The sequence below is a fragment of the Planktothrix rubescens CCAP 1459/22 genome, from assembly GCA_904830895.1.
GTDB lineage: Bacteria > Cyanobacteriota > Cyanobacteriia > Cyanobacteriales > Microcoleaceae > Planktothrix > Planktothrix agardhii.
In genome coordinates, this window is sequence record LR882958.1 from 1,153,559 (window position 1) to 1,173,684 (window position 20,126).

General features: G+C 40.8%; 18 protein-coding genes and 1 other RNA gene. 11 read left to right on the top strand and 8 right to left on the bottom strand.

The genetic code is table 11. From position 1 onward, the window contains the following. Positions 1-513: 513 nt before the first annotated feature. Positions 514-904: a transfer-messenger RNA gene (gene ssrA, locus NMG86_RS05365) on the bottom strand. Between the two features lie 128 nt (positions 905-1,032). Here ssrA and NMG86_RS05370 point away from each other — a divergent pair. Continuing rightward, positions 1,033-1,407, top strand: a complete 375-nt coding sequence (locus tag NMG86_RS05370; RefSeq protein WP_026797177.1) for a cation:proton antiporter domain-containing protein — start codon at positions 1,033-1,035, stop codon at positions 1,405-1,407. On the opposite strand, the gene NMG86_RS05375 is transcribed toward NMG86_RS05370, so the two are convergent. Then, the gene (locus NMG86_RS05375) at positions 1,387-2,652 is read right to left on the bottom strand and encodes an IS701 family transposase (RefSeq protein WP_026796362.1); all 1,266 of its coding nucleotides are present in this window, start codon (positions 2,650-2,652) and stop codon (positions 1,387-1,389) included. The two genes, NMG86_RS05370 and NMG86_RS05375, sit on opposite strands and share 21 nt — an antisense overlap. Positions 2,653-2,729: 77 nt before the next feature. Between NMG86_RS05375 and NMG86_RS05380 the strand changes: the two genes are divergently transcribed. Beyond that, the gene (locus NMG86_RS05380; protein ID WP_081695637.1) at positions 2,730-3,959 is read left to right on the top strand and encodes a cation:proton antiporter; all 1,230 of its coding nucleotides are present in this window, start codon (positions 2,730-2,732) and stop codon (positions 3,957-3,959) included. A gap of 63 nt (positions 3,960-4,022) precedes the next feature. Here the strand turns inward: NMG86_RS05380 and NMG86_RS05385 are convergent, their stop codons facing one another. From NMG86_RS05385 to NMG86_RS05395, 3 genes are read right to left on the bottom strand one after another with little or no spacing between them, the layout of a single operon-like run. Beyond that, positions 4,023-4,832, bottom strand: a complete 810-nt coding sequence (locus tag NMG86_RS05385; RefSeq protein ID WP_026788988.1) for a radical SAM protein — start codon at positions 4,830-4,832, stop codon at positions 4,023-4,025. Between the two features lie 6 nt (positions 4,833-4,838). Further along, entirely contained in the window at positions 4,839-5,732 is an 894-nt protein-coding gene (locus tag NMG86_RS05390) for a CPBP family intramembrane glutamic endopeptidase (protein WP_043938822.1), read from the bottom strand. A 23-nt stretch (positions 5,733-5,755) separates the two neighbouring features. Beyond that, complete coding sequence (locus NMG86_RS05395) at positions 5,756-6,154, bottom strand: AbrB family transcriptional regulator (protein WP_026788990.1); 399 nt, start codon at positions 6,152-6,154, stop codon at positions 5,756-5,758. Positions 6,155-6,416: 262 nt separating this feature from the next. Here NMG86_RS05395 and NMG86_RS05400 point away from each other — a divergent pair, with 262 nt between their 5' ends. Next, entirely contained in the window at positions 6,417-6,569 is a 153-nt protein-coding gene (locus NMG86_RS05400; protein ID WP_158442144.1) for a hypothetical protein, read from the top strand. 61 nt (positions 6,570-6,630) lie between these two features. Here the strand turns inward: NMG86_RS05400 and lpxD are convergent, their stop codons facing one another. After that, on the bottom strand, positions 6,631-7,680 hold the full coding sequence (gene lpxD, locus NMG86_RS05405) for a UDP-3-O-(3-hydroxymyristoyl)glucosamine N-acyltransferase (RefSeq protein WP_026797179.1): 1,050 nt from the start codon (positions 7,678-7,680) through the stop codon (positions 6,631-6,633). A gap of 282 nt (positions 7,681-7,962) precedes the next feature. On the opposite strand from lpxD, the gene NMG86_RS05410 reads away from it, so the two are divergent. The 5 genes from NMG86_RS05410 (at position 7,963) to NMG86_RS05430 (ending at position 13,004) form a co-directional block, all read left to right on the top strand. Further along, positions 7,963-8,673: a hypothetical protein gene (locus NMG86_RS05410; protein WP_026797180.1), complete on the top strand. Its 711-nt coding sequence runs from the start codon at positions 7,963-7,965 to the stop codon at positions 8,671-8,673. A 138-nt stretch (positions 8,674-8,811) separates the two neighbouring features. Beyond that, complete coding sequence (locus NMG86_RS05415) at positions 8,812-11,655, top strand: SUMF1/EgtB/PvdO family nonheme iron enzyme (protein WP_052338640.1); 2,844 nt, start codon at positions 8,812-8,814, stop codon at positions 11,653-11,655. Positions 11,656-11,948: 293 nt separating this feature from the next. Then, entirely contained in the window at positions 11,949-12,551 is a 603-nt protein-coding gene (locus tag NMG86_RS05420) for a Uma2 family endonuclease (RefSeq protein ID WP_026788993.1), read from the top strand. A gap of 46 nt (positions 12,552-12,597) precedes the next feature. Further along, positions 12,598-12,792 (top strand): type II toxin-antitoxin system HicA family toxin, encoded by a 195-nt coding sequence (locus NMG86_RS05425; RefSeq protein ID WP_026788994.1) that lies wholly within the window; start codon positions 12,598-12,600, stop codon positions 12,790-12,792. Beyond that, positions 12,789-13,004: a type II toxin-antitoxin system HicB family antitoxin gene (locus tag NMG86_RS05430; RefSeq protein ID WP_026788995.1), complete on the top strand. Its 216-nt coding sequence runs from the start codon at positions 12,789-12,791 to the stop codon at positions 13,002-13,004. The genes NMG86_RS05425 and NMG86_RS05430 overlap by 4 nt, the downstream gene beginning before the upstream one ends. A 91-nt stretch (positions 13,005-13,095) precedes the next feature. Here NMG86_RS05430 and rlmD read toward each other — a convergent pair whose 3' ends face one another. Further along, positions 13,096-14,487, bottom strand: a complete 1,392-nt coding sequence (rlmD, locus tag NMG86_RS05435) for a 23S rRNA (uracil(1939)-C(5))-methyltransferase RlmD (RefSeq protein WP_043938820.1) — start codon at positions 14,485-14,487, stop codon at positions 13,096-13,098. 463 nt (positions 14,488-14,950) lie between these two features. On the opposite strand from rlmD, the gene NMG86_RS05440 reads away from it, so the two are divergent. Beyond that, entirely contained in the window at positions 14,951-15,436 is a 486-nt protein-coding gene (locus NMG86_RS05440; protein WP_026797182.1) for an allophycocyanin subunit alpha-B, read from the top strand. Between the two features lie 215 nt (positions 15,437-15,651). Here NMG86_RS05440 and NMG86_RS05445 read toward each other — a convergent pair whose 3' ends face one another. Beyond that, entirely contained in the window at positions 15,652-17,265 is a 1,614-nt protein-coding gene (locus NMG86_RS05445) for a HEAT repeat domain-containing protein (RefSeq protein ID WP_026788998.1), read from the bottom strand. A gap of 237 nt (positions 17,266-17,502) precedes the next feature. On the opposite strand from NMG86_RS05445, the gene ruvB reads away from it, so the two are divergent. After that, on the top strand, positions 17,503-18,636 hold the full coding sequence (gene ruvB, locus NMG86_RS05450; protein WP_026788999.1) for a Holliday junction branch migration DNA helicase RuvB: 1,134 nt from the start codon (positions 17,503-17,505) through the stop codon (positions 18,634-18,636). A 39-nt stretch (positions 18,637-18,675) separates the two neighbouring features. Beyond that, the gene (locus NMG86_RS05455; RefSeq protein WP_043937986.1) at positions 18,676-20,022 is read left to right on the top strand and encodes a YegS/Rv2252/BmrU family lipid kinase; all 1,347 of its coding nucleotides are present in this window, start codon (positions 18,676-18,678) and stop codon (positions 20,020-20,022) included. The last annotated feature ends 104 nt before the right edge of the window (positions 20,023-20,126 follow it).

Here is a 20,126-nt window from a genome sequence, read left to right on the forward strand (position 1 = left end):
TTGCGGTGTTGCGGTGTTCCCTAGCGCGTAGTGCTATAACTTGCCCAAACTGATACAGAATAGAGTTTTCAGGCTGAATGATCAAAAAATAAGGGGGTTTTAGCAATGGGGGGTGACACCCATCATTTTATGTGTTATAGTTCAATTATTAAGTAGATGCACCCTGAATTTATCTCCCGCAGTACGAACTGATAGGGAGATTTTTGTTTAGTTTGAAATTCCTATGCTGTCTTTCCATGTTAAGGGACTCTCGAATCGACCTATCCTCAAATATGGTCTTTTGGTGATCACTGCCTGTATAATCTCTGTAACTCTAACAAAATTACCCGACTGGTTTAATTCCTATTCCCCCACACCTGAAAAGGAAATCTTGGTGCGTCATTTCCTTTCCCATAGCTCGAAAATCGCCAGTCACTATCAGCAAAATCAAACCACTCCGTCCGTTTCCATCCCAAACTAAACCTAACCAAAAACCACCTAGGAATTTTCCTAAGTGGTTTTAAGAGTATAGGGGAATGGAGCATATGGGAATCGAACCCATGTCCAGAACAAGTATTTACTCCTCGCTCATTCACAGACTTAGCCCTTCTAATCCTCAAGGCGGGAACCCCTCATTATCCCGAAGGGTGGGATGCAATGGTTAAATCTTAACTAACTTTTCAACCAAAGAAACTAAGTTAGAGCATCCGTTGGGGGTTTGTCTATTGTCCTTAACGGAGTCAAACAGTAGACGCTCGAACCTACTAGAGGTGTTTAGGCAGCAACAGTAGCCGCTTTACGAGCAAAAGGAACGATGTTGTTCGCAGTTACGTTTTTGTTTGAGTCTTGATTTACGAGAGTTGACTCACTCTCGGCCTGCATCACTCGGTAGCTTTCCTTACCCTGTCGAAACCAGTAATGCCCCCTACTTATTCACCATAATACACAATATTTTTGCGATCGTCAAGTATGATGTTCAATCAGATTATTCACCTTAATGGGTGCGCCGCCCTTCTCTGATATTGACTCTCATTTTTTTTATTGGTACAAAACATGAGTTTAGAAGCAACAAACCCCGAAATCATCACCCAGAACTTAGAGCGTTTTTTAATGGTTTTTTCCGTTTCTTTGGCAGTAGCAGCACTATCTCGCTCCTGGGCTATCTTTCGCAAAATTCCCTATACCTTATTATTGGTAATTGTCGGAATCGGATTAGCATTTGTGGATGTCAGGTTAGTCAACCTTTCTCCGCAATTAATTTTGGAAATTTTTCTCCCTCCTTTATTATTTGAAGCGACTTGGAATTTGTCATGGAAAAATTTAAAGTCTAATTGGCTATTAATTACTTTATTCGCTATTTTTGGTGTGCTTATTTCCATCATTGGCATAGTGGGACTTAAACAAAAATCAAGCCCAAATCAAGCCTAAACTTGCTTTGTAGGCTGCAAATACATCCCTATTATTCTGGAGCCACTCCACAAATCGAAAGGAAATCGCTGTGCGGAAGGCTTCAAGGGCATCAGCAAATGTGTTTAAAGGTTTGTTAGCCCATCGACGTCTTAACCCTCCAGTTAAACTATGCCAGAGAATAAAAGTATAGGCACAAAATACCAAAATCCAATGTCTGATTAGACTTCTTTTATCTCGGACTTGATATTCTTTCAGCCCCAACCAACCCTTAGCTTCCCTGTAAAAAACTTCTATCCAATTTCTTTGTGAATAGGTCGTTACTATCCATTCTCCTGTGGCTTTTGATGCCTCAACATTAGTCATTAAATAATCAATATCACTGGCTTGGTCGAAAGTGGCAGCATTCATGACGATGGCTATTACTTTCTTCCCTGCATACTTTGATAATTCAATTTCTTTTGTTGCTACCCACACAGTTCTGGGTTTTTCTAGTTGGAGTTGAATTTCACTAAAAGCTCCTTGGGGCAACGATTTGGCTAAATTATCTAATCGAGTTTCCTCTGTTTTATCTTCCCCCTTTTTGAGGATTACCTTTCGATTCTTGGCGACTCCCCCTATATATTTTAATCTTTTTTTCTCTAACTCTTGTAAAAAATTTGTGTTATTTCCATACCCGGCATCTGTTAGCACAATTCCCGGTTGATATCCTCTCTCTAAGCTCCTTTCTATTAATTCTAATGCTATTTCCGGTTTCTTTTTAAATTCCGGGTCAGCTTTTCCTGACGGTAATGACTCGGCTTTTTGATATAATTCTATATCTAATGGTAGGCTTTTTTTGCCATCGTATAGATGGCTCGTTACTGCTACGATTCCATTGTCGGTTTTTCCGATTTCTCCGATGTATTGTCGTCCCACTCCATCAGTAAAGTTCCCGCTTTTTCGATGTCCTGAATCATCAATAATTAGGGCAAATCCCCGACTAATCTGGGTTTGCTTACACTGATTCATCACCTCCAGGCGACGCTGATTCAGTTTCATTGCTAACCAGGGAGCTTCGGTTAAAAAGTGGTGTAATCGGTGGTAAGCTACTCCTACGGAGTTATTCGCCATTTGCGACAGGTTTTTTCGCTCACTTTCTCCCAATAATCCCCCTAAATAGTTCCTAAATTCCCGTTTTTGGGCAAGATGACCAAATATATCGTCAAATCTTTGACACCATCGGTCAAAGCAGGGGGGCATCGCTGCCGGGGTTGTCTCTTTCATTCGTTATTCTTGAATGTTATGTGCTTGCTACATAATCATTATCATCTATTTCTTCCCTTATTTTTGTTTAAGTCCCAATAGGCTTTTCTTTACATCAATGGGCGGGTTTAACCCTTCCGATCGCTTTGTTAATCGGGGCTGCTTTAGCCGCCACAGATCCGGTTTCTGTGATTGCCTTATTTAAAGAATTGGGAGCTAGTAAAAAATTAACTATTCTGATGGAAGGAGAAAGTTTATTTAATGATGGCGTCGCGGTTGTGGCTTTTGTTTTATTAGTAGGAATTCCATTAGGAATGGATTCCCTTTCTGTTTCACAAATTCTAGGCAATTTTTTCGCTGTTGTGGGTATTGGGGTGGGAGTTGGATGCGTAATTGGTTTTGGCATTTCCTTTATTACCCAACGGTTTGATATCCCTTTAGTTGAACAATCTTTAACCTTAGTTTCTGCCTATGGAACCTATTTAATTACAGAGGAATTAGGGGGGTCTGGGGTAATTGCCGTTGTGATTGTTGGGATCATTTTAGGAAATTGGGGTTCCAGAATTGGCATGAGTCCCAGAACTCGTTTAATTGTCACGGAATTTTGGGAGTTTCTGGCATTTTTTGTCAATTCAATGATATTTTTATTAATTGGCGATCAAATTCAATTTGCTAGTTTAGGCAGTCATCTGCATTTAATTGTTGTTGCGATTGTGGCTTCTCTGGTTACTCGTTTAATTGGTATTTATGGATTAAGTTTTTTAAATAATGCGATCGCTAATAGTCGGGTAACATTTCAAGAACAAGCTGTTTTATGGTGGGGCGGATTAAGGGGTTCTGTTTCTATTGCTCTAGCTTTAAGTGTACCAGAAATCATTGCAGAAAGACAAGAGATTATTGATATCGTTTTCGGTGTGGTTTTCTTTACGCTTTTGGTTCAAGGGTTAAGCATTCAAGGATTACTAAAAGGTCTGAACTTAATCGGAGATCAACCCATTCGTCAAAAATACTCGGAATTAATTGCTCGGAAAGTGGCTATGCAACGGGTTTTAGATTATTTTGACAAAGTTAAACAATTTCCCGACCTAGAACCCGAATTTTATCGGTATAAACAGCAATTAGTGGAGGGAGAATTAAACAGTATTAAACACAAATTCCAGCGATTACTTCAAGAATATCCGCAACTACAAGAGATGGCTATGGAAGAATTTCAAGAAACCTTGTTAGACATTGAAGCGGATACCTATGCAGAACTCATTCAACTCGGTAGACTTAATGAAAATTTAGCCCTGGTTTTGATGGAAGCAGTGGCGGAAGAACAAGAATAATTAATGAACAGATCATTAGAGACGTTGTATGCAACGTCTTTACTGATCATGCTTGATAACTGTTTACTCTACCGAAGCAAAACGCACCGGAATACCTGTCTGATCTTGAATTTCTTGGGCAAAATTTTGTAAAACAGACGGACTAACGGATTTTAATTTTATGGTCTGATAGGGTAGGTTTTCTAGTGGGGAATGATTTTCCCGTCCAGCTAATTCATGTTTTAACGGTTTGGGACGGGTGGGAGTATTCAGTTGAATTTCAGTGGGTGCGATCGCTTTTACCCAACGGAGATATTCTTGGCGCTCTGACAATGACCAAGGAGATAAAAGCATCGTTTGTAGTCCCAATTCTCCGGGGAAAATTCGACTAAATTCTTGAATATCACTAAGCAACTCGGTGAGATTAATTTCCGTTACGGGTCGATTAACTCGTTGCAGTTGGGCGGTAGAAATTCCATCGAGTTTGATAGATACGCGATCGGCTAAAGCTAATTGTTTTCTAACTTGCGGATCATATAAAGTTGTACCATTGGTTAATACTAATGTGCGACGATGAGTTAAGATTTTAATTGCTATCAGAATTTCCCCTAAATTCGCCGCCAAAGTTGGTTCTCCACTCCCGCTTAAAGTAATTACATCCACATCCCAAGGGGAAAATTCTATTAATGCTTGTAATATCCGATCCGTCGCCACATAAATTTGGCGTTGCTCGGTTTTTAGTTCAATTTCTCCAAGTTGACAATAAACACAGTTAAACGAACAGGTGGAAATCTCACCAATCGGATCAATTCCCAAGGATTTCCCATATCGCCATGAAGATACGGGGCCATAAACCGGGGTAAATTCTGAGGGGGATGGTTTTATAGTTGTCATATTAACTTAACCCATTTCTTGATAAACAATTCCCAATAGGCCAGCCACAAACAGCAACATCACAATTCCCAACAAACCAGCCAAGGGTTTACCTCCTAATCCTGTTACCCATTCTGGAACCTTCTTAGACGTTGTAACACTTCCCAGGGTATCCACACTGGTGATTCCCCAAATCCAACCACCGTGTAGTCCGATAGCTAAACCTAAAGAACCTTGATCGTAAAAACAAGCGAAAGCCAACACCATTCCCATTAACCCCAGTCCGGGTAATTGGGGTAAGGTGTTGCGGACTTCCCAAAGCAGATGGCTGAGGGCAAAAATCAAGCTGGCGATGGTCGCCGCCACAAACCAGGAATAATCTTGCTGTAATTGTTTTTGTAAAAATCCTCGAAATATTAACTCCTCTGTACTGCTAATCCACAGAGCAATCAGCAAAATCGGCAGTAAAATAGATGCTTTTTTTCCTAACTGAATCCACCTATTTCTAGGGTGCAGATCGGCATTCAAGGTTGAGGACTGTTGATCGGTTTGCACAGATTCCTGGGGTCGCCAATGACTCAAACCCAGAACAAATTGAAATCCAAACAACAGGATCAGGCTGATAACAGCTAGACCGAAACCAATGGCAGTGGATTGAAAAAACTGCGATCGCCAACTTAAACCATAATCCCAGAAGGATTGACCCTGAACTTGGCTAATTTTCCACAAAACTATCGGGGCAATTCCATAAAGAGGCACCAGTAACCCCAATTTTTGGGTTTCATTTAGGGGTTGAGGAGGACGCCAATTCAGAGCGATCGCACTGATAACAGCAATTGGCATCCATAGACCCATCCACACCCCAAAAAAAATTATAATTTTAATCGGGGTTGGTGCATTTACCAGCCATGAAAACGTCATTTTAATGGCTCAGGTGGTAGAATTTACTCTTCTTCGTCACCGCCAGCATCTTTACCATTTTCGACTTGAATCAGGTGAATATGCTTGTATCCGAGCTTGATATCAAACTCATCCCCCGGTTTAAGTCCCATTTCTTTGGTATAGGTTGAGCCAATCACAATTTGACCGTTTTTGTGAACGCTCACCATATAAGTTGCTTCCCGACCCCGACCATCTTTTGTACCATCGGGACTGAGCGGAATACCCCGTGCTTTGAGCACTGCGTCATAAAAATCCGTGAGATTGACCCGGACTTGACTGTCCTTTGTCGTGCTGTAATAACCGCACAGCTTTGCTGTTTCACGCCGAGGCATATGAGACAGTTCTTTTACTTTTTGAAGCAGAGCCTTTCCGGTTAAGGGAGTGGGTGCAGGTTTATTCATGTTCTTCTTAATCTCCTTACTTCTCTATGGGGTAATTTTTATCCAATTAAACTTTTTGGAGTTATAAGAAATAATATATACTTAAATACATCAATTTGACAAATATTTTTTTTCTCAGTTACAAATCTTTCCATATAGCGAATCACCATCTTCCCCCAGGGGAAAAAAGCCGGACTTAAAAATCCCATTATCATTGAACCGGGCAAGATTGACTTATTCGATGGTACTTGAACCCATCTGTTGTTTTTGTCTGGAAATTTCTATGGCCTTCCTCTTTGGTGGCTTCCGAGTCACACCTAAGCAATTTTTTAATCAAGTCTTCTGCCAAGGTAAAAATGCTCTATCCTCACCACCCCATCCCATTAAAAAAGATCCGCCATCAGAGCAGATCAATACATCCGTGATCACGGGGTAAGAGGTAATAGGTAAGAGGTAATAGGTAAGAGAAAGAGTTTACCTCCCCCTGCTCCCGGTGCTCAACGGTTAGACTTAATGATTTGTTCTAATGCTTTTAAAGAGCGGTAGAGTTCGGGTAATCGTCTATAAATAGCAGCAGTCTTTAAATAGAGTTTATTGGCGAGCGCCGGAGAACCGGAAACCACCTCTCCGGGTGAAATATTATTATGAACCCCAGATTGAGCCGTAACAATTACCCCATCCCCTACTTTGACTTGATTGGCAATGCCAACTTGACCCGCAAGTAACACACCGTTGCCAACGGTGACACCCCCCGCTAATCCGACATGACCCGCGAAGGCGCAATTTTGCCCGACGGTACAACCGTGACCAATATGAACTAAATTGTCTAATTTTGTAGCTTTTCCGATGCGAGTTTCTCCCACCGCCGGACGATCAATTGTGCTATTACATCCGACTTCTACCCCATCTTCTAAAACCGTAATTCCCGATTGTTCCATTTTCAGCCAACCCGTATCCGTCGGCACAAAACCAAAGCCTTCAGCCCCGATCACAGCCCCGCTATGAATTACACAATCACAACCAATTTGGGCGCGTTCATGAATAGTACAATTGGCGTGTAAAATGCTGCGATCGCCAATTTTCACCCCTGGATAAATTACGACATTTGGATGTAAACAAACCTGATTTCCGATGGTAACTCCCCCTTGAATCACAACATGGGGGCCAATATAAACTTCCTCTCCAATTTGGGCACTTGGATCAATCACCGCCGTCGGATGAATTTGGGGTTGGGGTTGATAGGGTTGATAAAATAAAGCGATCGCCTGGGCGAAAAAAGCCCTAGGATTTGCTACGGAAATCCATGCCTTACCCCCGGCTGTGGCTTGATTTTGTAACGATTCATCTAAGGGCAAAATCAACGCACTCGCGGCAGAAACCTGCACAAAGGAAGCAAATTTTAATCCATCAATATAACTGAGAGTTCCAGAAGTTGCCGTATCCACCGCCGCCACTCCTTGAATATCGGGATTAAGGGTGGGGTCATGGATCAAGCTATGATTATCAATTCCAGAGTTGAGTTTTTCAACCAGTTCACTAAATTTCATTCTTAAGAAGAATACCAGGGGTAGGAAATTTTAATTTTAGGCAGTGGAATATAACCGATTATATTATTAATCTGATCTCCTGTTAACAAATTTTGATCAAAAAAAATAAACAAAGGCGCCAGGCGCTGGTCACACAGTTTCAATTGCAATGAAGCAAAACCCTTGGGGAGAAAACCATCTCTAGTATTAAAAGAGTGATCCTATAATATTAAATAGACTCGCGCTCACCAAGAATCCACTTGCCTTTAGGCAGTAGAGTGTCAACGAACTGGACTAATAAATATGAATAATCCTCTCGACAATGGCTCCCAATATGACCTAGATTCCATCTTTAATCAACTGATCCAATCCCTAGACATCGACCCCCAGCAACACCCTATTCCTGAACAGACACACCATAATATTATGTCTGTCCCTGATTTCAATAGTTACGACCCCCATCATCCTCATTTTGATATCTCTAACTCCGGTTGGAATGGGGAACAGGATCAAGGTTTGCAGAGTTCTCCTCTCCCTAATTTTGACTATCCTACCCCAGAATTTAATCCAGGTCAGACGGACTTAGAACAATTTAATCCCTATCAACTACCCGAACAGACGGACTATTCCACAGGATATCAAACCGATCACCATTTTGGAGGCATGGGAGATCACTCACAACAAATGTCTACCTTTTCCGCAATGCACAGTTCCGATCCTGTAGAAAAGGGAGATTCTAATAGTGTCACAATTTATTCAAATGGTGATGTTTATTGGGATAGAAGTGGCGGACAAGCTGGACATATTGATGGGCAAAAATTTTATAATACTGGCGACCATTATATTGGGCATTTAGGTGCTGATATGAAGGTCTATGATGCCCATGAAAAATGTATTGGTTGGGTGGATGCCAAAGGTCATGCCTATACTTTAGATGGGGCGGTTTTTGCCGAAGGAAAGACACCAATTTGGGCGGCAACGGTGTTAGTTTATAACCTCTCTAGTCCCGCTTAAAACGTTGTTGGGCTTTAGCCCCCTCCGAACTCGTTGTTGGGCTTTAGCCCCCTCCGGACTCGTTGTTGGGCTTAAACCCTCAAGAAGAATGGGCTGAAGCCCAACAACGGGGGAAATTTATTAACAGGAGATTAACTAATGACACGCTTATTACCAGGAGAAACAAAAATGGGACTTTGGGATAAAGTCAAGAGAGGGTTTGAATCTGTATTTCTTCCTCAGAAATACATCGCTGATACCCAAGAAAGAAATACAAAAAAAATAGTAGCCAACAATGCTGAAATGGAGGAAAAACGACAACAAATTCAATTAGCACAGTATAAATTACAATGTGTACAAGTAGCGAATAGTGCTATAATAGAGGAAAAAAGACAGGAAATTCAATTAGAACAAATTAAATTACAATATATCGAAAATGAAAAAAATCGAGAATTTCAAAAAGAACTACAAGAATATATCCAAAGCGTTAATTTAGCAATTCACAAAAGCAATATTGAGTTTCAACGTTGGCGTTTTGAACAGGAAAAAACCCTACAATCAGAATTAGCAACTTATGGCCGAGAAACTCAATTAATGGTGGCTGAATATCAACGAGAAACCGCGATAAAAGCTGCCCATAACCAAGCAGAAGTTCAGAAAATTTTTGCTAATTGGCCGTTAACATTGCCTCCGGCGCAAATTTTAGAATCCTACAATAATAGTTTAATTCCCATGCGAGTTTTTATCGCCCCCCCTAAAGTTCAGTTTGAACGTTTTGCCACCACGCCACAAAATTTCCCCGATATTGAATTAACTATCAATCAAAAAATGCGCGATTTTTTTGATCAGTATTCTCAACAGGGAAGACCCATCGAATTTTTAGCAGGCGCTTGGGAAAGTAAACGTTTTCATAGCGAAGCCAGTATTAAAGCATTATTCGGGATGCTAAAATCAGAACCGACATTAATATTAGAGTCGGAATTTGATGGAGATTATATCAATTTCCGAGTCGCCTATTGGACAATAGGACAACCTAACTATTCCTATCAAACCATTATTTCTCAACTGTCCTATCGGGATATTTTATATGATTCTGCTAAAACTCGCGCCCGGAAATGGAAAGTTACAAAAGACAAACTATTAGCACTGGGAAAAACCCAAGCTGATATTGATAAACGCGGCGGGGATAATGAAATTAATCTCAAAATTTGGGAAGAAGAACAAAGTTTACGAGAGGAGGGAATAGACGATGATGAGTTAGAAATTCACTATAAAATTAATAGCAAGCATTTTGAAGATTTGTACCAATTTTTAATTACCTGTCATTGTTTGGTTGCAGGTTGGATAGCTGACACTCATCATTTATTTCTCCATGATTTCACGCCTTTATTACCGCAATTACTCCCAGATTTAACTCAGAATATCCCAGAAGGAGAAGTTGCAGATTCAGTAATATGGATGGTCATTTCTGGCTATGAACAAATCTACAAAATCCTAGAAGCAGAAAGTTCTCACCGTCTCCCTGAATTAATCCTAGAATTAGCCCAGGGTTTAGTCAATTTACCCAATAAATCTTGGGCTAAAAATCAATTAATTAATTCTGTAGAATCTTGGTTGAAGTTAAGAAACCCCAGAAACCCGGTTTCTGAATTATGGGATACCGTTAATTCCGTGGTCATGGCTAAGGATTTAGACTATATTGAAAAAATCAATAATTTGTTAGAATCCTTGGGAGAAACTCACCGGGTTAATATTGTTCAAGCTTGTTATCAACGGGGACAAAACCATTGTCAACAGGGAGAATATACTACCGCCATTGATGACTTTACCCAAGTCTTGTTACTCGAACCTAATTCCCCCGATGCCAATTATAATCGCGGATTAGCCTATAGTAAATTAGGGGAATATTCCGCCGCTATTGAGGATTATAACCAAACCTTGCGACTGAATCCTAATTATGTCGGAGCTTACAATAATCGCGCTAATGCTTATTATAAATTAGGGCAATATGAAAAAGCGATCGCCGATTACAATTCCTGTCTCGCCCTTAATCCTAATTTACCCGATGTTGCCCATAATCGGGATGTTGCTCAAGGAGTTTGGGATGAAAAACGCCGTCAGGGACAAACGGAAGTAGAAACAAAACGCCGTCAGGAGGAAGAAATAAAACGTCAGGAAGAAGCAGAAAAACGCCGTCAGCAAAAGGAATTTGAGTTTGATGTGATTACCGTTAACGCCCAAGGAAAGGAAACCAAACGAGAACGCCGTCAGGCTGAATTTTTTAAAGAAGATTTAGGCAATAATATCAGTTTAGAAATGGTATCCATTCCTGGGGGAACTTTTATGATGGGTGCAGTCCAAAATGAAGCAAATGCGAGTAGCGACGAATATCCCCAACATCCCGTTAATATTGCTGCATTTTCTATGGCAAAATATCCCATTACTCAAGCTCAATGGGAAGCTATTATGGGAAATAATCCTTCTAATTTTAAAGGCGCAAACCGACCCGTTGAGAATGTAAATTGGCATCAAGCGCAGGAATTTTGTCAGCGACTTTCCCAAGAAACAGGTAAAACCTATCGTTTACCTTCTGAAGCGGAATGGGAATACGCCTGTCGCGCTAAAACTACAACTCCTTTCCATTTTGGTGAAACCATTACAGCCGATTTAGCTAATTATGAATGTAATCGTAATCAAACCACCGATGTCGGTAGTTTCCCTCCAAATGCCTTTGGATTATACGATATGCACGGCAACGTTTGGGAATGGTGCGCTGACCCTTGGCATGAAAATTATACTGGTGCGCCAGATAATGGAAGTGTTTGGGAGTCGGGCGGAAATACTCAATTAAGGTGTGTGCGGGGCGGTTCGTGGATCTACTATCCTGATGGCTGCCGTTCTGCTGTTCGTGACTCCGGACACCCCGACCTCTTCAACTACGGCAGCGGCTTTCGGGTTTGTTGGGTTGTTGGTGCGTCCCTGGTTAGTGTGCAGGACTTTTAGCCCTGTTTTCTTTAGCCCTTTAGCCCTTTACCCTTCTTTCTTCTTTTCCCTTCTTCCCTTTTCGCGCGTCAGCGCGTTTAAAAATTTTTTTTTCAGGGGGAGCCCCTTGTTCCCTGGTTCTACCAGGGAATGCTATCTTAGAGGCTCCGCCTCCGTTGAACAGCAGGCGGAGCCTGCCAGAAAGCATTGCGAGGTAGAACCTCGCAACGAGGAAAGATGACTGAAGAAACCCGATTTCTGAACACCTATAAGTATTCCGAGACTTCTACCTTATGATTATAGGAAATTAAACTATGACAACAACACAGGTACAAAAACTAACATTTGACAACTTTTTAGAACAATGTCCAGAAACAGGAATCTATGAATTTGTGAAGGGAGAAATTGTAGAAGTGAGAGCAACAAGAAACCATGATGATGTAGCCAATTTGCTTTTATTCTGTTTTAATGATGAAATTAGAAGACTTAATCTTAATTTAGTTGTAACTAATACTGCGGTGATCAAAACGGTAACAAAAGATGGCTTAGAACAGGGTAGAAATCCTGATGTTAGTGTGATTGACCGAACAATTTGGCGTTCTAATCGTTCTGATTATAATGCCTTAGAAGTGCCAATTCAGTTGGCAGTAGAAGTGACATCAACGAATTGGGAAGATGACTATGTAGATAAATTAGAAGAATATCAACGGTTAGGAATTTCTGAATATTGGATTGTAGACTATTTAGCGATCGCTTCCAGGGCTTACTTAGGAAATCCTAAAATTCCGACTATCTTTGTTTACTCTCTGGATGAAAAAGGTCAGTATCAAAAAACTCAATTTAGAGGAACTGATCGGATTATATCACCCACTTTTTCAGAATTATCCTTAACAGCAGAACAAGTGTTAAATGCTTAAAAAAATCTGGTTTATGTACGGTATAAATATGTGGGAAAATTAATTAATGAAAGTTCGTGAGGTACTAAAGCGATTAGAAGTAGATGGATGGTATGAAGCAAGAATGCGAGGAAGTCATCGAGTCCTAAAACATCCTGAAAAATCTGGTATTGTTGTTGTACCGGGTAATTTTTCTGATGAAGTTGCCATTGGAACCCTCAAAAGTATCTGGAAACAAGCACAATTAGAGGATAAACCATGAAAGAATATATTGTCATTTTTGAATGGGCTGGGAGTAACTATTCTGCTTATGTTCCCGACTTACCCGGTTGTATTTCTACAGGAAAAACCTTAGAAGAAACTGAAAATAATATTAAAGAAGCGATTGAACTGTATATTGACACTCTGCGGGAAGATGGTCAAGCTATTCCCGAACCTTCTCTAACCGTTAAGACAATTTCTGTTGCTGCTTAACGAGTCGAGAAATCGGGTTTCTGCCTTAACCTTTGCTGAATCATAAAAAGATGACTGAAGAAACCCGATTTCTGAGCACCTACAATAACAATTATAAACGCCGTAAGAAAGCCATAGATTCAACATGGGAAGTTTGTGGGAAAAAATCCGCAGGTTGTACCCGTACTAATTCATAAACTCCGGTTTCACATAAAATTTTCAGATCTCGGGCTAGGGTTGCGGGTCTACAACTAATATAAATCAAGTGTTGCGGTTGCATATCTAGCAGTGTTTCTAAGACCGTGCGATCGCATCCTTTCCGGGGTGGATCAAGCAAAACAATATCAGGTTTATACCCCAAATTGGGTAACAACTTTTGCACCGTTCCTAATTTAAACTCCACTTGATCAAGTTGATTAAAAATCGCATTTTTTCGAGCTTGCTCTATGGCGGTTTCTTGGACTTCTAAACCCATGACTTGAGGAAGATCGGAGCCCTGAATTGAACCTCCTTGTTTTTTCAATAAATAGGAAGCTAGGGGTAAAGTAAAAGTTCCAATTCCACAATAGGCATCAACAATACGTTCAGTTCCTTGTAAATTAAGTTGCTGTAGCATTATTTCTAATAACCTTTCCGCCACTTCCGTATTCACTTGAAAAAACGTATCGGGGCCCAGAAAAAACGTTAACCCCCCAAATTCTTCTTTTAAATATGGATGACCCGCTAAACATCGGGTTTCCTGACCAAAAATCACATTAGTTTGATCGGGATTTAGATTTAAACAAACTCCTTGTAACCCCGGATATTGTTCTAACCAAGTTTCCGCTTGTTCAGTGAGTCCGGGTAAACTAGCTTGGGTGGTAATTAAAGTTAATAACATTTCCCCGGTACGCCGCCCAATTCTTAGGGATAGGTGGCGAAGTTTACCCCGATGTTGGGCTTCATCATAAATTGACCATCCCCGGTTTTGAATATCCTGTTTAATATTAGCTAATAAAGGATTTAACCGTTGATCCTGTACCGGACATTGATTTAAGTTAACCAAACGATGGCTATGTTTTTGGAAGTAACCCGCCTGAACTTGACCCGTGGCTGACCGTCCTAGGGGATAGGTAACTTTATTGCGATAGCCTAATTCTGACTCTCCTGCTAACACCTGATCTACCGGAGGATCAATAAATCCTCCAATTTTTTCTAAGGTTTTAACCACTAAATTTCGCTTACTTTGTAGTTGCAGCGCATAATCAATATGTTGCCACTGACATCCCCCACATTTATCCGCCACAATACATCGAGGGGAAATCCGATCATTTGATGGGCTTAAAAGTCGGTCTAACTTGCCTTCTGCATATTTGCTTTTAACCCGCACTAACCGCACCCGCACCATATCCCCAGGAACCGTATCAGGAACAAATATAACCCGCTCTTGGTAACGACCGACGCCACTACCTTCATCGGTCAAATCTGTAATTTCGACTTCAACTTGTTGCCCTTGTTGCCACATTATTAATCAGTTATCAGTTATCAGTTATCAGTGTAGAGGCTACCTTCACCCTATGGGCGCGTTTGTACCAGTTATCAGTCGTAATTGGGTTGATCAAGATTTTAGTTGATTTAAAAAAATCTCTCCAGAACCTGCCTCTACACGCTAAACAGTGAAATAAAGTCAAGATTTATTTTACTCCAAATAACTGCTAACTACCTCTTAACTGATCGCTGATGACTGATAACTGATGACTGATTAACCGTTGAGGGTTAAAAATTAAGAATTGTTAAGGGTATTCATACTGAACCTGGGCAGATAACTCTTGACTCTGCCTGCTCTCCACGACTTTGCACAGGTGTTTCCACCCGACTTTGATCACGATGGGTGAAAGTTTACGGGGTTATGACTTCCCCTGTTCCCCTCAAGTCGCTAAACTACTTAATGGTATCTTGAAAAACTTTAATAGCCCTTGAGGTTTTAGATGACAGTAATTAGCCAAGTTATTCTCAAAGCTGATGATGAACTCCGTTATCCTAGCGTTGGTGAACTCAAAAACATCAATGACTTTTTAAAAACGGGTGAACAGCGCGTGCGAATTGCTTCGACCCTTGCGGATAATGAAAAGAAGATTGTAGACCGTGCTAGTAACCAACTGTGGAAAAAACGCCCTGATTTTATTGCCCCGGGTGGTAATGCTTCAGGATCACGGGAACGGGCCCTATGTATTCGGGACTATGGTTGGTATCTGCGACTGATTACCTATGGAATTCTTTCGGGTGACAAAGATCCCATTGAAGACATTGGTTTAATCGGCGTCAAAGATATGTACAACTCTTTGGGTGTTCCGATGCCTGGGATGGTGGAAGCGGTTCGTTGTCTCAAAGAAGCGTCTCTGGCGTTACTCGATGACGAAGATGCTAAGGCAGCATCCCCCTACTTTGACTTTATCATTCAAGCCATGTCGTAATTTTGAGCCTGGGTTTCAGGTGTCTGTGAAGATGTCCCTAGCGTCCGTCTTCACAGATTTTTTGTATATGGCGGGGAATAGGGAATTACGACTGATATAGCAGTTGCCGCATCTATGCTGTTCACAGTAAGTATTTACCTATTGCCCATTGCCTATTCCCTCCCCCCCTAGCCCCCCGTGCACGGGGGGTTTGGGGGGGTTTGTTCCCTATTCCCTTAAGAATTGGGAAAAGAACGCCGATAATTGCGTAGGGTTTGAATTAATCTGCCTCCTCGTTTTAGGGCAATATCGGCTAGTTCTACAATCCATTGATTCGGTATAGCTTGGGGCTGCACCGCCGCAATATAATTGAGAGCTTCCGTTTCTTTTCCGATTCCTAAACGATATGCATATAGGGTAAATGCGATCGCAGTTGATCGGCTAATTCCTGTTTGACAATGAATTAATAAATCTCCTTGATGGGCACGAACAGATTTCATAAAATGAAGGGCTTTTAAAATATGTTGAAGATTGGGTAAAACATATTCAGGATCATAGTAGGGGGTATCAATATCATCAAATTCTAATCGTAACCGATTCGGAACTTGATCAAATCCTTCAGGAAGTTCACTCCCCGGACTACCAATAGAAATTAAATGACGAATATTTGCCCCTCGAAATTGTTTTAAAATATATTCACCTACTTCTGTCCTAGAAGCAATCCAGAGTTTGGGTAAATTAGCATGGGGAGAATTAATACCAGAATCAAATAATATTTTAAATAGGGTTTTTGACGAAGGAGAATCTAATTTTTTTAAGGCTGTTTCTGCCCAAGAACGAACATAAATATCCGTATCATTTAAGGCGATTTTTAGCCCCCCAATGGCTAAGGGAGTATTCATAGATTGAATAGTTTCAACCACTTTTGCCCGTACAAACGGATCAGGATCATGAATTTTATTCAGGAGTTTATTAACCATAAAATCTCCACCAATTCGACCTAAGACCTCAACAACCCGGATTCTTACATCTGAATTATCATGATTAAGAGCCTCTAACAACACCTTAACTGCAAAGGAATCGCCAATGGTTTCTAAGCCATAAACAGCATTAGTATAAACATAAAATTCTCGATCATCAAGGGAATTTTTTAACCCAATAATTGCTGCTGCTCCCCCTAAATGTCCCAATGCAGTTGCCGCCCGACCTCGAACATAATGATCGGGATCGGAAACTAAAATTTCTCTTAATTTTGTTGTGGCTAAACGATTTTTAATTTTTCCTAAAGCGGTGGCGGCTCGCCAACGAACTTGACTATCTTCATGGTGCAAAGCCAGAATTAATACTCGAATTGCCCGATCGCTGCCAATTTCTCCTAACCCCCAAATTGCCCAAAGACGGACTTTTTGCTGGGGATCTTTTAAGGCTTTTAATAAAGAAGATTCAGCAACTTGACCGATTTGAGCGATCGCCCAAGCTGACCAAGCATTCACCAATTGATTGTTATGATGTAATCCTTTAAGGAACCAAGATAGTAATAGGGGCGAACGGGTTTGTCCTAACAGACGAATTTTTAAAGCTAGGGGAATATTTAACTGGAGTACCAGAGAAAAAACTTTAATTTGAAATTCAGGTTTAACATTTTTTGTTAATAGTATTCCTTGAATAATATTCAATTTTAAACCCAAATTTACCAATCGCAGAATTAATTCTTCGGACTCAACCTCTGCCAAAACCTTTGCCAGAAAATCAAAAGTCAATTTCCCCCGCAAATAGTCTTGTTTGAGTTGTTCATCACTCAACTGATGCAGTTGTTTTTTGAATATCTCAACATCTGAATAATTAATCATTGAATTGGGACAGACAGTGGAGCACCGGGAGCAGGGGGCATCTCAACGTAGTGAGTCCTTTAGGACTCTCTGAGAGGGATTACCGGGAGGTAAACTCTTGCTATTACCCATTCCCTAATTGCCTATTCCCTTATTCAGTTCTTATTTTATATTGGTTTGGAGACTAATAATAGGATTAGTTTCACCCAAAACCTGCTAAAGTTGGAACCTGTAGCCCCGGTATGGCATAGGTCTATTATGGCGATTATTTCTTCAAAAAAGCAGTCCCCTGAACCCGAACCGTCTGATGAGTTTTCTGGGTTGGCGGCTCCCATGGCTAAAAAATCCAGAAAATCTAAGAATAGTCAGCCGACGGATGAATTGGATTATTTGTTAGAAGCGGAAGCGACACCCGAAGAAGAAATTAATCGTCAACAGGATGAGAAAATCCGACCCCATCGTTTAGAAGATTATGTGGGACAAAAAGATTTAAAAGAGGTTTTATCAATTGCGATCGCCGCCGCAAAATCCCGTCAGGAACCTTTAGATCATTTATTATTATATGGCCCCCCAGGATTGGGAAAAACAACCATGTCCCTAATTTTAGCTTCGGAAATGGGGGTGACTTGTAAAATTACCACGGCTCCCGCCTTAGAAAAACCACGGGATATTGCGGGATTATTAGTCAGTTTGAAACCGGGGGAAGTATTATTTATTGATGAAATTCATCGCTTATCTAAAGTGGCGGAGGAAATTTTATATCCGGCGATGGAGGATTGTCGATTAGATATTACTATTGGTCAGGGAAGATCGGCAAAAACTCGGAGTATTCCCCTGAAACCTTTTACGATTGTGGGCGCTACAACCCGGGTAGGTTCTTTAACGGCTCCCCTGCGCGATCGCTTTGGAATTATTCAAAGGTTACGCTTTTATGAAGTAGACGAATTAAGTTTAATTATTCAACGGAGTGCGAAGTTATTAAATACTCCTATAACCCCAGAAGGCGCGATCGAAATTTCCCAACGGGCTAGGGGAACACCTCGAATTGCTAATCGTTTATTACGTCGAGTTCGGGATTATGTACAAGTTAAAAGTACGGGGGAAATTAATGCAGAAGTGGCGAATATTGCTTTGGAATTATTTAATGTTGATCCCCTGGGATTAGATTGGACGGATCGAAATATGTTAACAGCTATCATTGAAAAATTTAAAGGGGGGCCAGTGGGATTAGAAACCATGGCGGCAATTACGGGGGAAGATACCCAAACTATTGAAGAAGTTTATGAACCCTATTTAATGCAAATTGGGTTTATTCAACGGACAAATCGGGGTCGTGTGGCGACGCCTGCGGCTTGGAAACATTTGGGATTAGATCATCCTGAAAATAGTTAAATTAGCTATAATAATAATTGCAATAATAATGGGTGAATTATGTCAGGGACAATTTTCCTCTTAGCTGATGAGACTCAGCAAGAAACTCTGGTTGACTTTGTGACTCAACACGCGAATGTTCTGTCCCATTATCATCTAGCGGGTTTAGACAGTATCGCAACGGCTTTAACTCAACAGACCTGGTTAAAGGTTGAGACGGTTTTGCCTTTGCGACAAGGGGGAGATATGGTGATCGCCTCTAAAATCACTGCAAGAGAAGAAATTGTAGCTGTTATTTATTTAGTAGAATCCACCCAAACCCACCTTTATGAATTCCCGCTTTTAAATTTATTAAGAGTTTGCAATATCTATAATATTCCAATCGCTACTAATATTGGAACCGCCGAAGCCATTGTTGTGCAATTGCGACGAACTCGTTCGGCTCATTTGATTTTTAATCCCGTTGCTGGAGTAGGAAATGCCAATCAAGATTTATTATTAATTCGGCAATTATTAGAACCCTATTTTCACTTAAAAGTTTGTTTAACAACCAGAGAAAATGATCCGACTCAATTAGCACAAGATGCGATCGCAGAAAATGTGGATTTAGTCATCGCATCGGGGGGAGATGGTACGGTTTCCGCCGTAGCTGGAGCCGTGATCAATACTAATATTCCCTTGGGAATTATTCCTAGGGGAACTGCTAATGCGTTTTCAGTAGCCTTGGGAATTCCAACTAATATTCAAGGAGCTTGTGAAGTAATTATTGCCGGATTAACCCGCACCGTTGATATGGCTTATTGTAATAGTTTACCAATGATTTTATTAGCGGGAATTGGATTTGAAGCAGAAACAGTTAATAAGGCGGATCGAGATGCGAAAAAACGCTGGGGGCCCTTAGCTTATATTATGGCGGGATGGCAACAATTAAAAGAACAAAAAGACTTTGAAACGACAATTGAAATTAATGGCGAAATTAATCAAGTTGAAGCCGCCGCCATTACTATTGCTAATGTCGCCCCTCCTACTTCGGTTTTAGCCCAAGGTTTGGGACAAATTGTTCCTGATGATGGATTATTAGAGGTTTTAATCTATACGTCTCCGGCGAATAAAATGCAGGCGGTGGCGGGAATGATGGGTTTATTGGGGGCGGGTTTACTGAAAGTAGAAATTCAACGGGATAATTTGATTGCATTTAGAACTCAACGGATTAGAATTTCTACAAATCCACCCCAAAAAGTAGTTGTAGATGGGGAAATTATTGGGACAACACCGATAGAAGTGGAATGTGTTCCCAGGGGATTAATAATTATGACTCCGGCTTTTTCATCTTTACCAATGGTTGAAAGTATAGAAGCTATTGATGTGGTTAAAGTTGATCAAATAGGGAATAGCTTAACTGATTGATAACATTGTTTTTAGAGAAGGCGATCGCCTAAGTTATCCTCCATTTACCGAACCGAATTAATAACTATGAATAATCCCCTCGACAATGACTCCCTAGTCCCGCT